11 protein-coding genes and 2 pseudogenes are annotated in these 18,407 nt (G+C 39.4%); 4 read left to right on the top strand and 9 right to left on the bottom strand.

Features of this window, described 5'->3' with window-relative positions; translation table 11 throughout:
* Nucleotides 1-152, bottom strand: a pseudogene (locus IM479_RS23015) (calcium-binding protein); the annotation flags it as partial.
* Nucleotides 153-231: 79 nt separating this feature from the next.
* Entirely contained in the window at nucleotides 232-1,296 is a 1,065-nt protein-coding gene (locus IM479_RS07185; RefSeq protein WP_287076471.1) for an ISKra4 family transposase, read from the bottom strand.
* A gap of 462 nt (nucleotides 1,297-1,758) precedes the next feature.
* Between IM479_RS07185 and IM479_RS07180 the strand changes: the two genes are divergently transcribed.
* The 3 genes and pseudogenes from IM479_RS07180 to IM479_RS07170 all read left to right on the top strand — a co-directional run bounded on the left by IM479_RS07180 (nucleotide 1,759) and on the right by IM479_RS07170 (nucleotide 6,525).
* Entirely contained in the window at nucleotides 1,759-3,024 is a 1,266-nt protein-coding gene (locus IM479_RS07180; RefSeq protein ID WP_287686760.1) for a DNA cytosine methyltransferase, read from the top strand.
* 24 nt (nucleotides 3,025-3,048) lie between these two features.
* Nucleotides 3,049-3,230 (top strand): annotated as a pseudogene (lepB, locus tag IM479_RS07175) (signal peptidase I); the annotation flags it as partial.
* A 232-nt stretch (nucleotides 3,231-3,462) separates the two neighbouring features.
* Nucleotides 3,463-6,525 carry a patatin-like protein gene (locus IM479_RS07170; RefSeq protein ID WP_287686759.1) on the top strand — a complete coding sequence of 1,021 codons (3,063 nt, stop codon included), beginning with the start codon at nucleotides 3,463-3,465 and terminating at the stop codon, nucleotides 6,523-6,525.
* Nucleotides 6,526-6,658: 133 nt separating this feature from the next.
* Here IM479_RS07170 and IM479_RS07165 read toward each other — a convergent pair whose 3' ends face one another.
* From IM479_RS07165 to sir, 7 genes are all read right to left on the bottom strand, one after another.
* A complete protein-coding gene (locus tag IM479_RS07165; protein WP_287686757.1) occupies nucleotides 6,659-8,278 on the bottom strand; it encodes a S8 family serine peptidase in 1,620 nt (539 codons plus the stop codon).
* Between the two features lie 43 nt (nucleotides 8,279-8,321).
* Nucleotides 8,322-9,407 (bottom strand): calcium/proton exchanger, encoded by a 1,086-nt coding sequence (gene cax, locus IM479_RS07160; protein WP_287686756.1) that lies wholly within the window; start codon nucleotides 9,405-9,407, stop codon nucleotides 8,322-8,324.
* The gene (locus IM479_RS07155) at nucleotides 9,404-9,865 is read right to left on the bottom strand and encodes a cupredoxin domain-containing protein (RefSeq protein ID WP_287686754.1); all 462 of its coding nucleotides are present in this window, start codon (nucleotides 9,863-9,865) and stop codon (nucleotides 9,404-9,406) included. Before IM479_RS07155 ends, cax begins: the two co-directional genes overlap by 4 nt.
* Nucleotides 9,866-10,027: 162 nt before the next feature.
* Nucleotides 10,028-10,336, bottom strand: a complete 309-nt coding sequence (locus IM479_RS07150) for a DUF6679 family protein (protein ID WP_002735547.1) — start codon at nucleotides 10,334-10,336, stop codon at nucleotides 10,028-10,030.
* Between the two features lie 533 nt (nucleotides 10,337-10,869).
* Complete coding sequence (locus IM479_RS07145) at nucleotides 10,870-12,123, bottom strand: ATP-binding protein (RefSeq protein WP_024969798.1); 1,254 nt, start codon at nucleotides 12,121-12,123, stop codon at nucleotides 10,870-10,872.
* 1 nt (nucleotide 12,124) lies between these two features.
* Nucleotides 12,125-13,453 (bottom strand): tetratricopeptide repeat protein, encoded by a 1,329-nt coding sequence (locus IM479_RS07140; protein ID WP_502845704.1) that lies wholly within the window; start codon nucleotides 13,451-13,453, stop codon nucleotides 12,125-12,127.
* A gap of 304 nt (nucleotides 13,454-13,757) precedes the next feature.
* On the bottom strand, nucleotides 13,758-15,695 hold the full coding sequence (gene sir, locus IM479_RS07135; protein ID WP_287686750.1) for a sulfite reductase, ferredoxin dependent: 1,938 nt from the start codon (nucleotides 15,693-15,695) through the stop codon (nucleotides 13,758-13,760).
* A gap of 196 nt (nucleotides 15,696-15,891) precedes the next feature.
* On the opposite strand from sir, the gene IM479_RS07130 reads away from it, so the two are divergent.
* Nucleotides 15,892-18,291 (top strand): FHA domain-containing protein, encoded by a 2,400-nt coding sequence (locus tag IM479_RS07130; protein WP_287686749.1) that lies wholly within the window; start codon nucleotides 15,892-15,894, stop codon nucleotides 18,289-18,291.
* Nucleotides 18,292-18,407: the final 116 nt, after the last annotated feature.

The raw sequence follows: 18,407 nt of genomic DNA, 5'->3' as shown, positions 1-18,407 counted from the left end.
CTTTGCCACTGCTGTCGTAATTCTGTTGCCTTAACCACATCATAACTTGTGCCAACAGCAGTTGCCAAATTAGCCCAAAAATCATCAGATTGAGCGAAATTAAACAAAATATCGTCAACAGCAGGAATAATCGGCAACAGGGAAGGATTCATGATATTCACCAGAAGGGTTTACTGGGGAGCATCTCACCTTTGTAATAAGTAGAAATGCTTAATGAACTCAATAAAAAAGTTAAAAAAGGCAACCATTTAGATAGGCAGAGCGATGACGAAGGACTTGCGGTACATTACCAGATTCCCAACTTGCACCAGTAATTTTAAGACGATGAGCAATTTGTTTAATTTTTGATTCAACAGAGCCAGAGCCAATCGAAATGCCCTCTGCCTGCAAATAACCATAATTGACAATTCGATGTTTATGCTTGTTCAAATAAATAATAAAATTCTCCACTTGCGGCTCTGACCATCCCTCAAAACAGGAGATAGCAGCATCCACTTCCCCCTTCCATAGAAAACATTTTACCTCATCAATCCGCTGGAATGACCCGCCAACTTTATAGAGGTTTTCGATTAAATGATACCAATCCAATATTTCAATTCTTTCCTGTTTCTCTCCTATCTGACCAAATAAATTCCAGATACCATCATGTCCATCTCCTAAACAAATTAAAGGTTCAGCCAAAACTTGAGAATTAACCAAATCTAATAAAGCCGAGTTATCTTGAAAAAAGGCCGCTACCCCCAGTTGATGAAAACTCACTGCTTTATAATCACGCCAAATCAAGGCTTTTCCCTTGGCAGTTCTTAGTCGTACCTTACCGCCATCTATGCTCATTTCTTCGACTTCAACTTCTGGGTTAGACGGTAATTCTTCAAAAGCATAGCGATGTACGAGGCGTTGTTGGGTACTGTGAGAAACAGCAATTCCTGTCAATGATTTGATTTTCTGCGCCGATTTCTCGTAGGATTCATCGCCACTTAATAGCAAACAGTTCTTCTCTAACATTGGACTCATCTGAGTCCGAGGCTTTACTTCTAACTTCTTCGCTTGTTTTTCTGTAATTGGTAATTCGCCCAAAATACTTTTTACTTTTCTTGTCCGACCGGCTGTTTCTCCTGTGCTTGTTTTGACAAAAAAATACCGATTTCTGGGTTGACATACACCAATCATTAAATCTCTAACAGTCTCTTCTATCTCTGCCAAGTTATTAAATTTCTCAACTTGGGATTGTTCATAAAGACATTGCCCTAACTCTTGACATAACTCTTTAATTCTTTTTTCATTTTCTGATAACATTGGACTGTTCCTCCCATCGAGATATATTCTGAATCGTAAGTTATAACTATTATAATCTCATTTCTCTTTGTGATCAGGTTCAAGATTTTCTAGTTTTTGACTGCTATAAGCATTAATACTCATTGCACAAGTGAGATGCTCCCGGTTTACTGCGACTATTTTGTGCAAACAATCGCCAATTTTTCAAGGGTACTATAACATAAATTAACATTGATTACCAGAAAACGGGTTTCTCAAAGAAACCCGTTTTCTAAATAGTTTCTCGAAGAAACCCGTTTTCTCAGTTTCTCCTAGTGTTCACCACCTGATGAGATAAACCCATCAGATTGAGCAAAATTAAACAAAACATCGTCAACAGCAGGAATAATCGGCAAAAGAGAAGAAGTCATTACATTGACCGCAAAGGTTTACTGCGACAATACAGTATAATGAAAAGCAGACAATAGAGAACTAATTATCAAGGTGAAACATAGACCAATTGCGATCGATTTATTTGCTGGCTGCGGTGGGATGTCCCTTGGTTTAGAAGCGGCAGGATTTGATGTTGCTGTAGCAGTAGAATTTGATGCAGTCCATTCCTTGGTTCATCATTTTAACTTTCCCTATTGTCAAACTATTTGCCGGGATATAGCCAAAGTAACCAGTAGAGAAATATTAGAATTATTAAAACTCAAAGGCTATGCCACCGATGTTAGTTTAATTGCTGGTGGTCCCCCTTGTCAAGGTTTTTCACTTATTGGCAAACGACAAATAGATGATCCTAGAAATTCCCTAGTATTTGAATATCTGCGGATTGTAGGGGAAATTAAACCCAAGTATTTTATCTTTGAAAATGTCCCCGGCATGGCTACTGGTAAACATAAACAATTTTTAGAGGAGTTAATCTCTGAATTTGAAGCTATTGGCTATACAATTAATCAGCCAATTAAAATCCTAGATGCTAGTGAATACTGCGCACCTCAAAAGCGCAGAAGATTAATCTTAATTGGTAGTCGCAAGGATGTGACAATGGCCGCATATCCTGCTGTTTTGTCAGGAGAAAAATCAGCTTTTACCAGCGTCTATGATGCCATCTCAGATTTAGAATTAATACCAGCTTTTATCGGTACTGATTTAGGCATACCCGCATCAAAATTAGATTATAGTGGCAAGAGGAAAAAATATTCAGTGCAGCCAAGGGATATTTTTAAACTTTGCCATCAAAGAACAGTAGATACAAAAATATATGGACATATAGGCTCAGTTCATACCCAAAGATCAATTGATAGATTTATCTTAACCGAACCGGGTACAGTGGAGCGAAAAAGTCGCTTTTTAAAGCTTTCCCCCACCGGTTTATGTAATACTCTCCGCGCCGGAACAAATAGTGACAAAGGGGCCTATACTGCTCCTAGACCTATTCACTATTCTATTCCTCGTTGTATCACTGTGCGAGAAGCTGCCAGACTGCATACATTCCCCGATTGGTTTCAGTTTCACCGCACAATATGGCATGGTTTTCGTGAGATTGGTAATGCGGTTATTCCGCTATTATCGAAAGAACTTGGTGATGCTGTGATGAGAGCAATGAACGTCAATACTGCCAATCTCAACCGAGTTATTTTAGAAAAAATGCCAGCAGAATTATTACTATATAATATGTCTCAGGCATCAAATTATTGGGGAATCTCTGATGATGTTATCCCGAAAAGAAAACGAGGTGTCTCTCAGAGGTTGGTCAGTATTTAAATTATACCAAATCCGTTTTAAATAGTTTTAGAAGCACCGCGCTATAATTTGCCGTTAGTTCAGGTTCCTCCTGGTGAATTTTTGTCATGGGAGATAATCGTAATAATAGCAACGATTCCCATATCTGGGGATTTTTACCAGTCAAGAACGTGATTAGCCGTGCAGTTTTTCGCTTTTTACCACTGCATCGCTTTAGCTGGGTTTAATGGTTCTCATCTAACTTCTGACTGCTGTTTCCCCGCAACCTCAAATACCAGGATAAATGTAAAGATTTCTTAAAATATAGTGTAGGATACAATGTTTGTGGCGGGGGGGTGTGTATCATTGTATATTGGGAAATGTGGTAGAGCGTCCCAACCCTGATCGCAAAAACCGCCACAAACGACTCCCAACTGTACCTGTATCTTTTAGAACGTCAAATAACCGTCGAGACTTGCTATGACTGCAACACCTGGTCACAACACACAATCTTCGTCAGCCACTTGCTTGAAAAAACCAGATTTTCGTAAGGAAACTCGCTTAGGATTAGTCCTTTATGGTGGGGTTTCTCTAGCAGTTTACATGAATGGTGTTTGTCGAGAATTTTATAATGCAACAAGGGGTCGGGGAATTTATAAATTAATTAAAGCACTGACCGATTCAGATATTGTTGTTGATATTGTATCGGGAACTTCAGCGGGAGGAATTAATGGAGTTCTCTTGAGCTATGCAGTTGCTAATAGCTACGAAAAAATTGTAGTTGACTTCAAGGAATTTGGAGATATTTGGCGAGAAAGTGGAGATATAAATAAATTACTGCGTCCGCTCAAAAAAGAAAATAATCAAATAGATGTTAATTCTCTTTTAAACGGCGAAGGCTACTATCAAGAAGAACTTTTTAAAGCTTTTGAAAAAGCTGGAAATAAACAAGAATCTGCTCCTGATGGAGAATGGTATTCAGAGTTTAACGAACTAGATTTATTTATCACTGGCACTGATGTTTTAGGAAGAATCCATCAAACCTTTGACAACACTGGAAAAGTCATCGAAATCAAAGATCATCGTTGCATTTTTCAGCTTAAATATCGAGAAGATCAAGATGTTGGAGATCCTTTTTCTACCAAAGATGCAGATACTCAAAAAGCCTTAGCTAAACTCTGTCGAATCACCTCTTGTTTTCCCCTTGCTTTTCCTGTAGTACCTGTCGAAATTAAGTCTGATAATAAGGTAGATAACAAACTACAAGAATGGGGAAAGCTTTTGAGAAATCGCCTCCTTCCGCAAGAACCTCCAAAAGAGGGATATAAAATCTATTTTGTTGATGGGGGAGTTCTAGATAATCGTCCTTTTAGTTATACCACTGAAGCCATGTATTATCGTACAGCAGATCGTCCTGTCAATCGTCAATTATTTTATCTCGATCCCAATCCAGAAAGCTTTGTTAACAGTAGCAAATTTACAGAAATGGAGCAACCTACTGTTTGGGAAGTCATCACCGGTTCTCTAATCAGTTTACCTAGGTATGAAAGTATTGGCAAAGATCTTCAACAAATCAAAGATATTAACGACAAAATTCGTCGCTATAACTTGTTATTAAAAAGTGTTGATGAAGAAGTACATGAACAAACAACAGAAGCCAAAAATCGTTATTGGAGGTGTCGTTTAGTCAGTTTAAGAGATAGTATTCTCTTCGTAATTTTTGACAACCAATATTTCATTGGCAAAGAACAAGAACAGGAAGAACTATTAGAAAAAAGTGCTACTTTATTGACCCAATTTATTAACAATTTAGAGGAAATTAAAAATCGAGAGGAAACTTTAAATTCCCTAGCTCAAAATATTGAAAATCTAGATCTTCAATATGCTATTAGAAAACATAACTTTCTCTCATCTCAAATTTACTCTCTGATGTCTGATGCTATTACCAAAGATACAGATAATATTGCCAAATATACAGAGTTGAAAAATTTAGCCAATAAAATCACTTGGCTGCTAGAGTTGCTCAAAGTCATTGATCAGGTTGTCAAAGAAGTCATAAAATCCGAACCTGTTCGCCAAAAATTTTATCAACTCATTACAGAAGAGGAAGAAGACAATAATCAACAATCTGTAAATTTGAAGCGCAAAAAAATATATGATTATCTATTAACGTTGTTGCGTCTTATCTTAGATAGTCAAGATTTAGCCGATGTTACCGTAGAAAATCTCAAAGAGCTAGATTTTGACAAAATCGGTTCTATCCGGAGACAATTACGGGACAAGGTTAAAGTTATGGATCTAGATCAAGATTGGGGAGCATTAACTATAACCAAAGGTGAAACAATCTTAGAAAAAATAGAACAAGCTGCTGCGAAGTTGTTAACTGAACAATCGGAGAATATAGAACCAGCAATTGGCAAATTTGAGAAATTTCAGCTAATTGATCAAGTAATATATCCCTATCAATATTTGTCCGATATCCAAAACAAAAATCTAATTAAACTTGTTCGTATTTCTCCCAATGATGCTGATAAAGGATTTGGCAAAGATAAGGGACTTAAAGAAAAATTAGCTGGAGATCAATTTCGTGCTTTTGGAGGCTTTTTTAAGAAATCTTGGCGTTCTAATGATATACTTTGGGGACGGTTAGATGGAGTCAACCGTATTGTTGATGGGTTATTAACTTCAGAATCCTTAAAAGCCTTCTCTGGAGTTGTAAGTCGCCAAATTAAACTAGAACAATTCCCCGGAACTGAGGAAGAGAAAATTCAAGAATACGTCAAGCGACTTGTTGATGAATCTTTTCCCACAGAAACACAAACAGAAAAAAATGAGCTAATTCAAGACCTAATTAAACTTGCTCAACCTAATACAACCCTTGCAAAAGAAGAATTAGAAGAATTCTTAAATAAGCTTGTCATTTTAGGACATAGTGCTATTCTTAAGGAAAATTTAGGGAATGTATTCAAAGACTCAATTTCTGAACAATTGGAATGGAATCAACAAAAAATTGACTCAACTCCTGAACCAATCTACAACTATGTTGGTGGCTATTTTGACAAAGCAGTAACTCCCTTAGCTGCTGCAGAGCTTGCTCAACGTTTCCTAGAAGATTTAAAAGGGAAAGAAAAAGAATACTTCCTGGGTGAATATGGAGTTGGTTCAGAAACAATAGTGAAAGATATACCTTCTAATATTCTCAAAAGTTTAGGCGCTCGGTCAGCGATAATTTTGAGTGATATCATAGAATCTAGTAAGACTGGTAAACGACTGCTTAGACTTCAATCTTATCAGCTTCTCAAACAAATTCTGAATATATACTATTTCCTGTCCCAAAGAAGTAGTCCAAGCAGCTATAAAACACAAGCCTCTCCCCTAATCTCTGCTTTGAAATCATTGCTTCTTTTTATTATTGCATTTGGAGTAATAGCCTATCTACTAAATATCTTACCAAGATGGGCTGTGTTAACGATTGCAACCTTAGCATTACTCTGGATAATAAAAAGCTTATTGGGACTATTATTCGGGAGAACCTCTCAATAACCGCTGGAAGCTGTGCCAAAGAAAAATCAAAGTCCTGTAGGGGTTGCCATGGGGTAGAGAATCTGGCTTTAAAAACCCGCTCTTTTCTCCCCACTCTCCTATACTTTTTAAACAGGATTTACTATCATTTCTATTATTCGGGTACTGTCCACCAAGCGAGAGCAAAAGCCTGTTCTTTCTCGTTAACTTGCTGACGATATTGAACCCGAATTTTATACTTTCCAGAGGTAGGAATAGGACAAAAAATATGCTCTAAACTATCACTATCACTCAGGGAAGCACAGGTGTATTTAGTATTATTATCCTCTTGGGCAGGTAAAAGATAAACATCTAAATTATTCAGTCCGCGATCTCGGAAACTTTCATCGATATCATAGAGATTATTGCGATTAGTATCGATTAATTCTACCAAACGATCCCATGCTAAAGTTATCGAGACAAAACTATTAGCTTTTAATGGCTTCTCTAGGGCATAATCTTGATAATCATTAGCGGTAACTGTACCGTAATCCCAACCAATAGCAGCAATAGATTCTGTGGCTGACCATTGACCATTACTAAACTGTTCGTAGGCGCGAAAAGTGTTAAGATGTCCCGTACCCATCTGCATATCTAAAGGAATTTTCGGGTCTTTATAAGCATCGGACTCTAACCAAGTTTTTTGGTCTTTAGTTAAGACCGTCCGTCTCATACCTAACCGTAAGCCATCACCCGTATCTTTAATTTTATCGGCAGCATTAAGCATGACTGCTTTCATCACTTGATGATGACGAGAATCGAGACTCCAATGGGGATTTTTTTGGTTAATTTGTTGATCGCCGTATTCTTGTAAAAGTGCCACCGATGCCGTAATATGAGGAGCGGCGAAACTGGTGCCACTAACAGTATTTAATTTACCTTTGAGGTCATAAAGCTCTATTTTATTGCCAGGGGCAACTAAATTAATTGACCGTCGCGAACCATCATTAATTTCCCGTTTAATTAAACTGCGGCCAATACCCACCGGCAAAGCACTAATATTAGCAAAATCAACTTTAGTAAATTTTCCTTCTCTTTTGGCTGTATAAGCGGTGGTAATGCCGTTAAAATGATCGGTGGGAATGGGAATTCCTCCCTTACCTTGATTGCCAGCAATTACATAAAGAACATCATCAACTCGCGATGACCAATCAACACATTGAGTTAATAAAGCTTGACCATCTAATTTTGCTTCCTGTCTTTGATCTCTTTGCAAAGATTCCCCAAAACTAAAGTTAATCGCGCGCACATCACCGCTATTTTGTCGGGCAATATTTTGACTAGCAAGACATTCTTCCGGTTGTCCGCCGCGTCGCAAAGAACCCACCGCACCCGAATATAATCTCGCTTTTGGGGCAACTCCGGGGATTTTTTTATCATCACTGACCATCACCGTTGCCACCATAGCGGCGTGATTATCGAGATAGGTGTTGGGTTTGGCAATTTGATCGCGAAAAAAAACACCGGCTAATTTATAGGGAGGTTGCCAAGCTGCCACTTTATCATAACCGAACTGAGCCGGTCGGCCGATTTCCACTTGACCGATGGCAATTTTTCGTCCTAATAAATTATAGGGTTCCGCCCGCAGGCGATCGGCATAAATTCCCTGTTCACCGATGGAATTAGAAAGAACTAGGGAAGGAAGCAGAATTATCGTTACTACTAACCCGACGACAAACCAAAACCCTCTTTTCATCATCAGCAATCCTGCGGCGGTAAGGTGATACCGATCCATTCTAAGACAGAAATCTCAGAAAATACCCAAATCTCTTTTTTTGCTAGGCAGGATGGTAATAAAAAGCCACTGCCAAGATTAAATAGGTGGCTAGTAATAGGGTTCCATCTAACCAATTGGAACGACCAGTAAAGCTGATTAAATTAGTGACAACCACTGCGACAATCAAAGCCACCACGTTAAAGGGATTAAAATTTAAATCCATCGGTTGCTGCCAAAATTGACCGATAAAAACTAATAAAGGGGCTACGAATAAAGCCACCAATAAACTATCACCCATAGCCACGGAAACCGTTAAATCCATCTGATTTTTTAGGGCTAATTGAGTGACGGTAACTATTCCAGAAACATCGCTAATTAAAGGGATGAAAATCACCCCGATAAAGAGAGGAGTGAGATTAAATCCTTCCATAACCGATTCCACTACATCAACAAATAAATCCGACTCATAAGCTACAGCTACGGTGGAAGTAAGCAGCACAAGTAACCAAATCCAGACTTGAGCTTTTTCTTCCTCACTAACCTGATTGTCAGGGGTATTTTCATTACTTAATCCCACTTCGTAGAGATAACTATGGGTTTTGAGGGAAAATAATAAAGTTAACCCGTAAACTATTAATAAAACCGTGGCAGTGACTAGGGAAAGACTGAGAATATCGGCAACTTCCACCACGTTAGAAGTATATATTACCAAAGTTGGTAAAGCGATCGCTATTACTGCTAAAGTCATGGAAGAACCATTTACCCGCGCTAAAATCGGTTTAAATTCTTGCTCTTTGTAGCGAATTCCTCCCGTGAGCATTCCCATGCCCATAAATAATAATAAGTCGCTGAGAATACTACCGGTAATACTGGCTTGTACGATGTCCACCAAGCCTTTTTTTAGGGCAATTAAGGCAATAACTAAAGTGGTGGTATTGCCGAAGATAGCATTAACTAATCCTCCCAAAGCTGGCCCGGTGACTACGGCAACTCTTTCCACAGCCGTACTTAACCAAATTGACAGGGGAATGATCGATAAAGCGGCAGTGATAAAAATAGCTTGATCTCCCCAATTAAGACGACTAGCGACCACCGATAGGGGAATAAATAATAGGAAAACAAAGGAGACAATTTTTCTTAAATTCATGGGTTATTAATGGCGATTTCTCCCACCATTCCCGCTGCAGCATGGCCCGGAATAGTACAGATTAATTGATACTTACCGGTTTTGAGAGGAACTATTACCCATTCTGCTTGTGCATTAGGTTTTAATTCTAGTTCGTGAATCGCCCCTTTAATCTCCACTTTTCCCGCTTCAACTTTCTGCGTCCAACTAGCATCGGCGAAGTCTTTAGCGGTAAAATAATGTTTAGTGGGACTGGGATTATCGAGAATTAATTTGTATTTTTGTCCAGCAATAAAGTTTAATTGATTAGGAAAGAATTTTAATTCTCCTTGTCCGGATCCTAGACTAATTTTAACTTCTAGAGGGGCGGAGCCGGCGAAGGCCGGAAAAGTCACTAACCAACAACTAACTAAAACTATTACTACTGCCACAAATTTTTGATAGATATCCTTGGCAGCGACGTAGGGATTAGAATTCATTTTGCTCCTCTGGCTTATAATAGAGAAAATCTGGCGGCTTTGACGATAATTTTAGAACAAGCGGTGATTCTTACCGGCTCTCTTCCTTTCCATCCCCTAAAAGTCCCTTGGCCATTGTTAAAACCTCGGGACTTCTAGCCACTGTCAGTTAAATCGACAAAATTAATCTAAGCTATCGGGAGAATGGGGATAAAGTTGTTCTGCTTCTGGACAATCTTCCGAGACATTAATATCAGGATTCGTCCGCGACACCGAGGCCAGTTTTCTGCTAACCGCACCAATACTTTCTAAACGCACCATTTCTTCCCAAGAACTAATCTCGTCTTCTTCTTCTGTTTCGTAGCGAATGGTGACGAGATCGCTTTCTAGATCGATAATACGAGCATTATCAATCCATCTTTGCTGATCGCGCAAGAAAATGCAGACTTCCTGACCATCCATACAGAATTGATAAATCTTGCGGTGTAACATATAATTGCTCCTAAACAGCTTCTTTTGTTGAATTCAACTAACGGGAAGTTACAAAATGCCAATCTCGGCAATAGCTCAAGAATTCCCGTGGATAAGACAAAAGGGAGGAAAATCCCGCTAGTAGTGGCAAGAATGGGTAAGAAAAGTCAGGTTTCCAGTTTGGGACTACGTTCTTCAAAGACATCGATTCGATTAATAGACGGCCTCGGCGATTCACTAAAAAACCGCCCTTATAGAGTCATTGTGACATAAATTTTCACTTCCTAACAGTATTCCTGGATGGAATCGGGAATAAGGTTTAGGGATGAGGTTAGAGGCCAAATTTCAGCCCCCCGACATTTGAGATAAAAAATGGCTGTGAGCTTACAGCTACTTCAGGGTAAGCGCATCTTAACGACCCTTGACAAAATGAACTTTATGTGAGTTGCTTACCCTGAAAGCACTTCAGGCATATTTGAGGAGAATTTGCCATCTCAATTGTCAATAGCGTTTGAGATGCGCTCACCTTGTACATCGAAGGAGCTATTTATTATTTACTCAGACTGAGACTCAGGGAGTAACTTAGGTTGAAATAATTGGGAAGGAACAAAACGAAAACCGCTTTGATCTTCTTGACGAATTAATAATCCTTGTTCTTCCATCGATTTAAGTTGGGGCAAGAGAGAAACAAAGGTTATAGCATCAAGTTTATCCAAAGTTTGATCAGAAATATTCTCACTAATGCCACCGGCTTGATGAGCAACGTATAATAAATGACGAAACTGAGGACTTAAATAATCAGTAAAGTCTTTTTGAAGGATTTGCCAAATTGAATCAAAAGCAGTTTCATCAATAATTTCATATTCTGCTGAAGCAGCTTGCCGTAATACTTTTTCACAGATAGTATTCAGTTCTCGAGGAATTCCTTGAGCGTAACCCGTAATTAAATTGATGACTTCTTCTGTGAAAGGATAGGGATCATTTCGCTGTTCGTTTCTGGCACTATTAAGATAATTAATAGCAATGTGACGTAAATCATCTTGACTCATGGGTTCAAGGGGAATATCTTCAGAAAAGATACCAAGGGCTTTTAAAGTTGCTTCTTGAAGCTCGGTAAAGCCTCTTCCTGTCATGATAAATCCTCGATGTTTTCCCATCCGAAATAAATCTAAACTACTTTCTAAAATTGTCTGGACAACAATGGGGTCTTTTTTGTCAAAATCATCAATAGCAATAACAATACGAGAATAAATTTCTTCGGCTCTATCTAATAAACGAATGAGTAAAGGATAGGGATCAGCATTGGCGGTGGGAGTCAGTTGATTAGCAGGGGATTCTTCCTTTTTGCCAAAGGATAAAAAGCCTAATTTAACTTGTCCTTCAGTAGTGGTTTTATTGCGTTGGATGGAATACCCTAAAAGTGTATTAGCAATGTCTTTTGATTCTTGATCACTATCCGCTAAACTATCGGCTACAGCTAATAATAAAGCACGATAAAATTCCGTGGAACTTTCCCCAGGAATGCTACTTAAATAAAGGACTAACATTTTTTCATTTAGTTCCGCTACTTCCTGTTGTAACTGATGAATTAAATTAAAAATTAAGGCAGTTTTACCAATACCCCAAGCTCCCCTAACTAAGATATTACGTCCTTCATAGAGGGTCGGAATAACTATATCTAAAACTTGATCGCGTCCATAAAAAATCTTTGCTAATTTTTCGGGATCATCGGGGGGAGTTGGTCGAAAAGGATTTTCTATAAGTCCCCATTTTTTGAGAGTTGATTGATAACGGCTGAGTCTTGTCATTTTAAGCTGATTGTAGAATTTTTAGTAGATGATTAATTTCCTCTAGTCGTTCTGAATTATTGTTTTCTTGATAATATGTTTGCGCCTCTTTTAAATGACTACAAGCTTGGGAAATCTTGCCAATTTGTATTTCTAGATTGCCCAGTGCAGTTGTCACAGAAGCCACATTATCTTGATCACCTAAACGACGGAATAGACGTAAAGAATCTTTAAAATAAAGTCTTGCCTGTTCGAGCCTACCAGTGCGATGATAGAGACGGGCAAGTTCCAATAAAATTGGAGCCAAACTACTAATATCCTTTTGTTTTTGATAAAGTTGTTGACAATTTTCTGAGTGTTCAATAGCTTCTGTATAATATCCGCCCTCAAATAAAGCTTTTCCTAATTGATAGGAATAGTTAAAATATAAGGTTTTGTCTTCGGTTTTTTCAATAATTTCTCCAGCTTGTTTATAAGAGTTAATTGCTTGTTGAATGTCTGCCACTTTACCAAGAAGTTTAAATCGTTCTCTGAGAGTATTGGCTAAATTATATTGTGTCTCTGCCCAATCTCCTGGAAAGGCTTGACGGGTACAAATTTGTAAGGCTTCTTGATAACAGACAATTGCATTTTCGATATTCTCGGCTTTATTCCCTCTAATTCGTTCACTGTAAGCATTACCTAAATTATTTTGAGTAGTTGCCCAGTCAAGAGGAAAGGCATCAAAAGTACGAATTTTTAAGGCTTCTTGATAACAGAAAATTGCGGTTTCTATATTCTCTACTATGTCTCCTTTGATTCTGTTTATGTAAGCAGACCCCAGATTATTTTGTGTTACTGCCCAATTTTCAGGAAAAGCATCACGGGTATAGATTTCTAAAGACTGGTTGTAAGCAATAATCGCTAACTCTAGATTATCTGCCCTTTCCCCTTTGATGCGCTTAATGTAAGCAGACCCCAGATTATTTTGTGTTGCTGCCCATTCATAGGGAAAGGCTTCACGGGTATATACTTCTAAGAGGGTTTGATAGCCTTTAATAGCAATTTCTAGATTATTAGCTCGACTTCCCAAGGGAAACTCTTGAAGTTTATTACATAAATCTCCAATCACCGCGGCAATAACTGCCACTTCTTCAGCCTTTCCTTGAGAAAACCTATATCTAGCCCATTGTTGCAACAGTTGGGCAAAAGTATCATTTAACAGATGTTGACGGCGTTGTAGGATAGGATAAACCACCGTAGGATTACCATCACTCTCAAATTCTGCTTGTAAGACTTCTGATAAAAACTTCTGATATTCCTCTATACTTACCGCTTGAAGGTTGAGAAACTGCCCCAACTGTTGCACCATATCCCGTAACCAAGCAGCAGGATTATTATTTCCCTGTTCTTCTAACCCCGTTGCATAGTTTTCCATCACCTGCAAAAATTGGGGGTCAATCAATTCCTGATTAGCTTGCAGAATATTATTGAGTTCCTCATCATCGGCACGAGCAAGCAACTGTTCAATTAAATTCACATAAGCTTGAGCGCGTTGTTCCTTCATTGCTTTGATTGTGATTGATGTGTTGATGTGATGGACGATGATTTTTTCGACAGACCGACCCTATGAATATACTAATAAAAAAAGGTGGGATTTAACCCACCTTGATAACTTAGGATTTTTGGCTGAAATAGGCCTCTAGCGCCTCATTGATGATTTGATTCATCGGCCGTTTTTCCGCTTCCGAAGCTTCCTTGAGACGGACAAACATTTCATCGGGGACGCTGACACGGTTTTGATTTTTACGCACGCGTTTGGGTTTTGATTCAGTAGTAGTAGTTTCGGTCATTTTAGGTGTGTAGGTGGCTGAAAATGCTTGTAAAGCAGGGAAATTGACTCGGTGACAGAATTCTCCGAAGGTTTCGTTATTTTGTTGATCCTGTTGGAAGTAAACGAAAATCGGTTCTAAGACCTTTTCTAGATCATCGATCGCCATTTTATCCAAATAGGGGCGCGCTAGTCGAGTTTGATCGGCCGTTCCCCCTAACCAGAGTTGGTAGGAATTGGGAGCGCTACCCACAAATCCTAATTCTGCCATATAGGGACGCGCGCAGCCATTGGGACATCCTGTCATGCGGATGACAAATTCCTCTTTGGTTAATCCTAAGCGATTAAGCAGAGTGCGAATGCGTTCAATCACGCTGGGTAAAATTCTTTCTGACTCAGTAATCGCTAATCCACAGGTGGGCCAAGCGGGACAGGCCATGGAATAACGGGTTAAAGGGTCAATTTCGGCGGGATTGGTGATAATTCCCTGTTCTTTCAGGATCGATTCCACGGCTTCCTGATCCTTGGGTTCAATTTCGTAGAGAATGATATTATGGTTAGCCGTCAAGCGCATGGGCAACTGAAAACGCTCGATAATCACTTTTAAGGCGGTTTTTAGCTGAAAACTGCCCTCATTTTTGACCCGGCCATTTTCTACATGAAGACCATAAAATAATTTTCCGTCTCCCTGTTCATTCCATCCCAAAAAGTCTTGATATTTCCAATCGGGGAGGGGTTGGTAGGGTGCGATTTTTTGGCCGAAATAACCCTCAACAGTGCTGCGGAATTTTTCTACTCCCCATTCTTCGAGGATATATTTCATTCTGGCATGACGACGATCGCCGCGATCTCCGTAATCCCTTTGGGTTGCCACGATCGCTTTTACCAGATCGTACACCTCTTCTTTGTCCACATAACCGATCGCATCGGCCATTCTGGGGAAAGTTTCCTCCTTATTGTGGGTCCTTCCCAGTCCACCCCCCGCAAGGATGTTAAAACCCTGTAATTCCCCGTTTGCGTCGGTAATCACCACCAAACCGAGGTCATTGGTGTAGATATCGATGGAGTTGTCTCCCGGCACAGTGACACCGATCTTGAACTTACGGGGCATATAATGTTGACCGTAGATCGGTTCGATGGGATCATTTTTGTTAATGCCATTTGTATCTTTTTGTCTCGATGCCTTGACTTCTGGTGCTTCTTCTGCACTGATCACTTTTTCGCCATCGAGCCAAATTTCGTAGTAGGCTCCAGTTTGGGGAGTGAGCAAATCGGCGATATTATTGGCATATTCCCAAGCATAGCCGTATTCGGGGCGATTTTTGTAGGGGGCTGGCGGTGCGGTGACATTGCGATTAACATCACCACAGGCCGCTAAAGTGGATCCCATACTGCGGATAATTTCCCCGAGGGTTGCTTTGAGATTTTTCTTTAAAATGCCGTGTAATTGGAAGCCTTGGCGGGTTGTCACCCGTAAAGTGCCGTTACCATAGCGATCGGACAAACTATCGAGGGTAAGATATAGTTGCGCGGGAATAAAACCCCCCGGACTGCGGGTACGCAACATCATTTGATAGTCTTTTTCTTGACCTTTGGCTCTATTGTCGCGATTATCCTGTTGATAGGAACCGTGAAATTTAAGGATCTGCACCGCCGCATCGGTAAAATGGGTTGTATCTTCGAGGAGTTCACTGGCCAAAGGTTCTCGTAGATAATTACTGTGTTCTTTGATACCTTCGACTTTAGAAACCTTGGCGGTAGGAGAAATAGGAGTTGTAACCATCGTCTAACAGCACGATAACCTGTGGATAGGTCTTAGGAATAGGAATTTAGACAAGCTCGATCGATCCTAAGAAGTTTTACTAACATGATCTCTAGAGTTCGTTCCAGACTCTGAGGTTAACAGTAGCGATCGAGACATCAATTCTATCTTAGCTTCTTACCGTCCCCCGCGAACGCCACCCACCGATCAACTTTTTATGACCAATTCTCCCAACATTAAAACGGTTATTAGTCAAGAACCCTACATTATTCTTAACAATCAGGGAGAAATTCTCCCTTCTATTAATCTGAGTCGTCCTAATTATAAATTGGGGCGGGATGGTCAACAGGTGGATTTAGTTGTTCCCCAACACTGGACGCTGGTGAGTCGAGTACAAGCTTGTTTTCGTCGTCAGGGAAATGATTACTATATCCACGATGGAGACGGGACTAATCCTAGTTCCAATAAACTTTTTATCAACAATCGCGTGATTACTCCCAAAGAGGGCTATCTTTTACGAAATGGAGATGAGATTAATATCGGTCAAGATGTCAAAAATTGGGTCAAGATCACCTATTATCATCCTAACCAACCGGTAAAAAGCCCACCTTTAGCTTTTAAATCGGTTTCCCTAGGCAATCGCAGTGTAGTTTTAGGACGAGATAATACCGCGACTGTGGTTTTAGACGCGCCGACAATTTCCCGACAACACGCAATTATCGACAGCGATAACCAAAATCGTTATATTCTCTACGACAAAAGCACCAATGGAGTCTTTATCGACGGAGAAAAAGTATCGGGTAGTGCCATTTTAACTAACGGTTGTACAGTGAGAATCGGTCCCTATAGTTTTCGGCTGCAGGGAGATGAATTAGTTTTATTAGATACAGGGGATAATATCCGTCTAGATGCCGAAAATATCGTCAGGATGGTGCGGGATAAAAAGAAACAACCCTTGATAATTCTCAATCATATCTCCTTACCGATCGAACCGAGTCAATTAGTGGCGATTGTTGGGGGAAGTGGTGCGGGAAAATCGACTTTCTTAAAGACTTTATTGGGAATTGAACCCACCACCTCGGGAACTGTTTATCTGAATGGGGAAGAGCTGCGCCAGAATTTTAATATCTATCGCACCCAAATCGGTTATGTTCCCCAATACGATATCGTCCACAGGGATTTAACCGTGGGAGAAGTGTTATATTACGCTTCTAAATTAAGGCTACCTCCCGATCTTAATTGCCAAGAAGTGATCGAGAAAACCCTGCAGCAGGTGGAGTTATTAGAAAGAAGAAATACTTTAGTCAAAGACTTAAGCGGTGGTCAATTAAAAAGGGTGAGTATTGCGGTAGAATTATTAGCTAATCCCAAATTATTCTTTTTAGATGAACCCACTTCGGGATTAGACCCCGGTTTAGATAAAAAGATGATGGAATTGCTGGCAAAATTGGCCAAAGAAGGCAGAACAATTCTCCTAGTCACCCATGCTACTAATAATATCAATCTCTGCGATCAATTAGTTTTCCTCGGTCAAGGAGGCAATTTATGTTATTTTGGTTCTCCGGGGGAGGCCTTAAATTTTTTCTCTTTACCTCAGGGGGATTTTGCCGATATTTATATTCATCTGGAAACTAGGGAAAAAGTTGAGCAAGAATGCCAACGTTTTCAACAATCCGACTACTACAAAAATAATATTGAAGCAAGAATCGGTAAAATATTTCAGCAAAATCGTAGTAGGCCGCAACAGGTTCAACAATCTTTTTGGACACAACTACAGGTTTTATGTCAACGCTATAGCAAGTTAATTATCCGTGATCAATTTAGTTTAATTTTATACCTATTAACCGCCCCGATTGGAATTTTCTTAATGGCCATGATTTTACGGGACAAAGATCCTTTATTTTTGGGAGATAATCCCAGTTTTGATCAGGCTATCGAATCGGCAACTTTAGCCTTAAAAACTCTCTTTGTGTTTACCTGCGCGGAATTGTGGGTAGGTTTTGCCTGTTCCCTACAGGAAATTGTCAAAGAATCAGCCATTTATCAGCGAGAAAGATTAGTTAATCTGGGATTATTACCCTATTTATTCTCAAAAATTCTGGTTTTAGCAGCCTTAGCTTTTCTGCAAACAATTGTAATTACCTGCGTGATATTTTGGGGATTTACTCAACCGGAACCGGAATTAATGACCTGGTTAATTGGCTGTTTTATTACCACATTTTTAACTATATTTGCGGCAATTAATCTCGGTTTATTAATTTCTGCTGGGGTTAATAACATCACCCAAGCAAATAGCGCCTTACCTTTAATTTTAATCCCTCAGATTATCTTTGCAGGGGTATTATTTAGCTTAGAAGGTCTGTGGAAATATCTATCATGGTTGATGATTAGTCGCTGGTCAATTGCTGCCTACGGGGTATTAGTAGAGGTGGAAGCTATGATTGCAGAAGCGAAAGAACAAAATACTTTTAAGATCCCTTTACCCTTTGAGGATACCAATCAAGTTTATCAATTATCTATCAATAATTTGTTATTGAATTGGGGAGTATTAATTCTTCATTCCCTTATTTATTTTCTCCTTACCTATTGGTTGCAAAAAAGAAAAGATATTTTATGATCTGAATTATGAATGATAACTGATAACTGATAACTGATAACTAACCCTACTTAGGGTCTGCTGAAAAAGTTTTTCGGTGGGGGTTGGGGGTTGGGTGTTAGGGGTTGGGGGTTGGG

It is taken from the genome of Microcystis sp. M165S2 (assembly GCF_020245885.1).
Classification (GTDB): Bacteria; Cyanobacteriota; Cyanobacteriia; order Cyanobacteriales; family Microcystaceae; genus Microcystis.
Note: the sequence above shows the minus strand (reverse complement) of the source record. Positions and strands in the feature narration are given on the sequence as shown.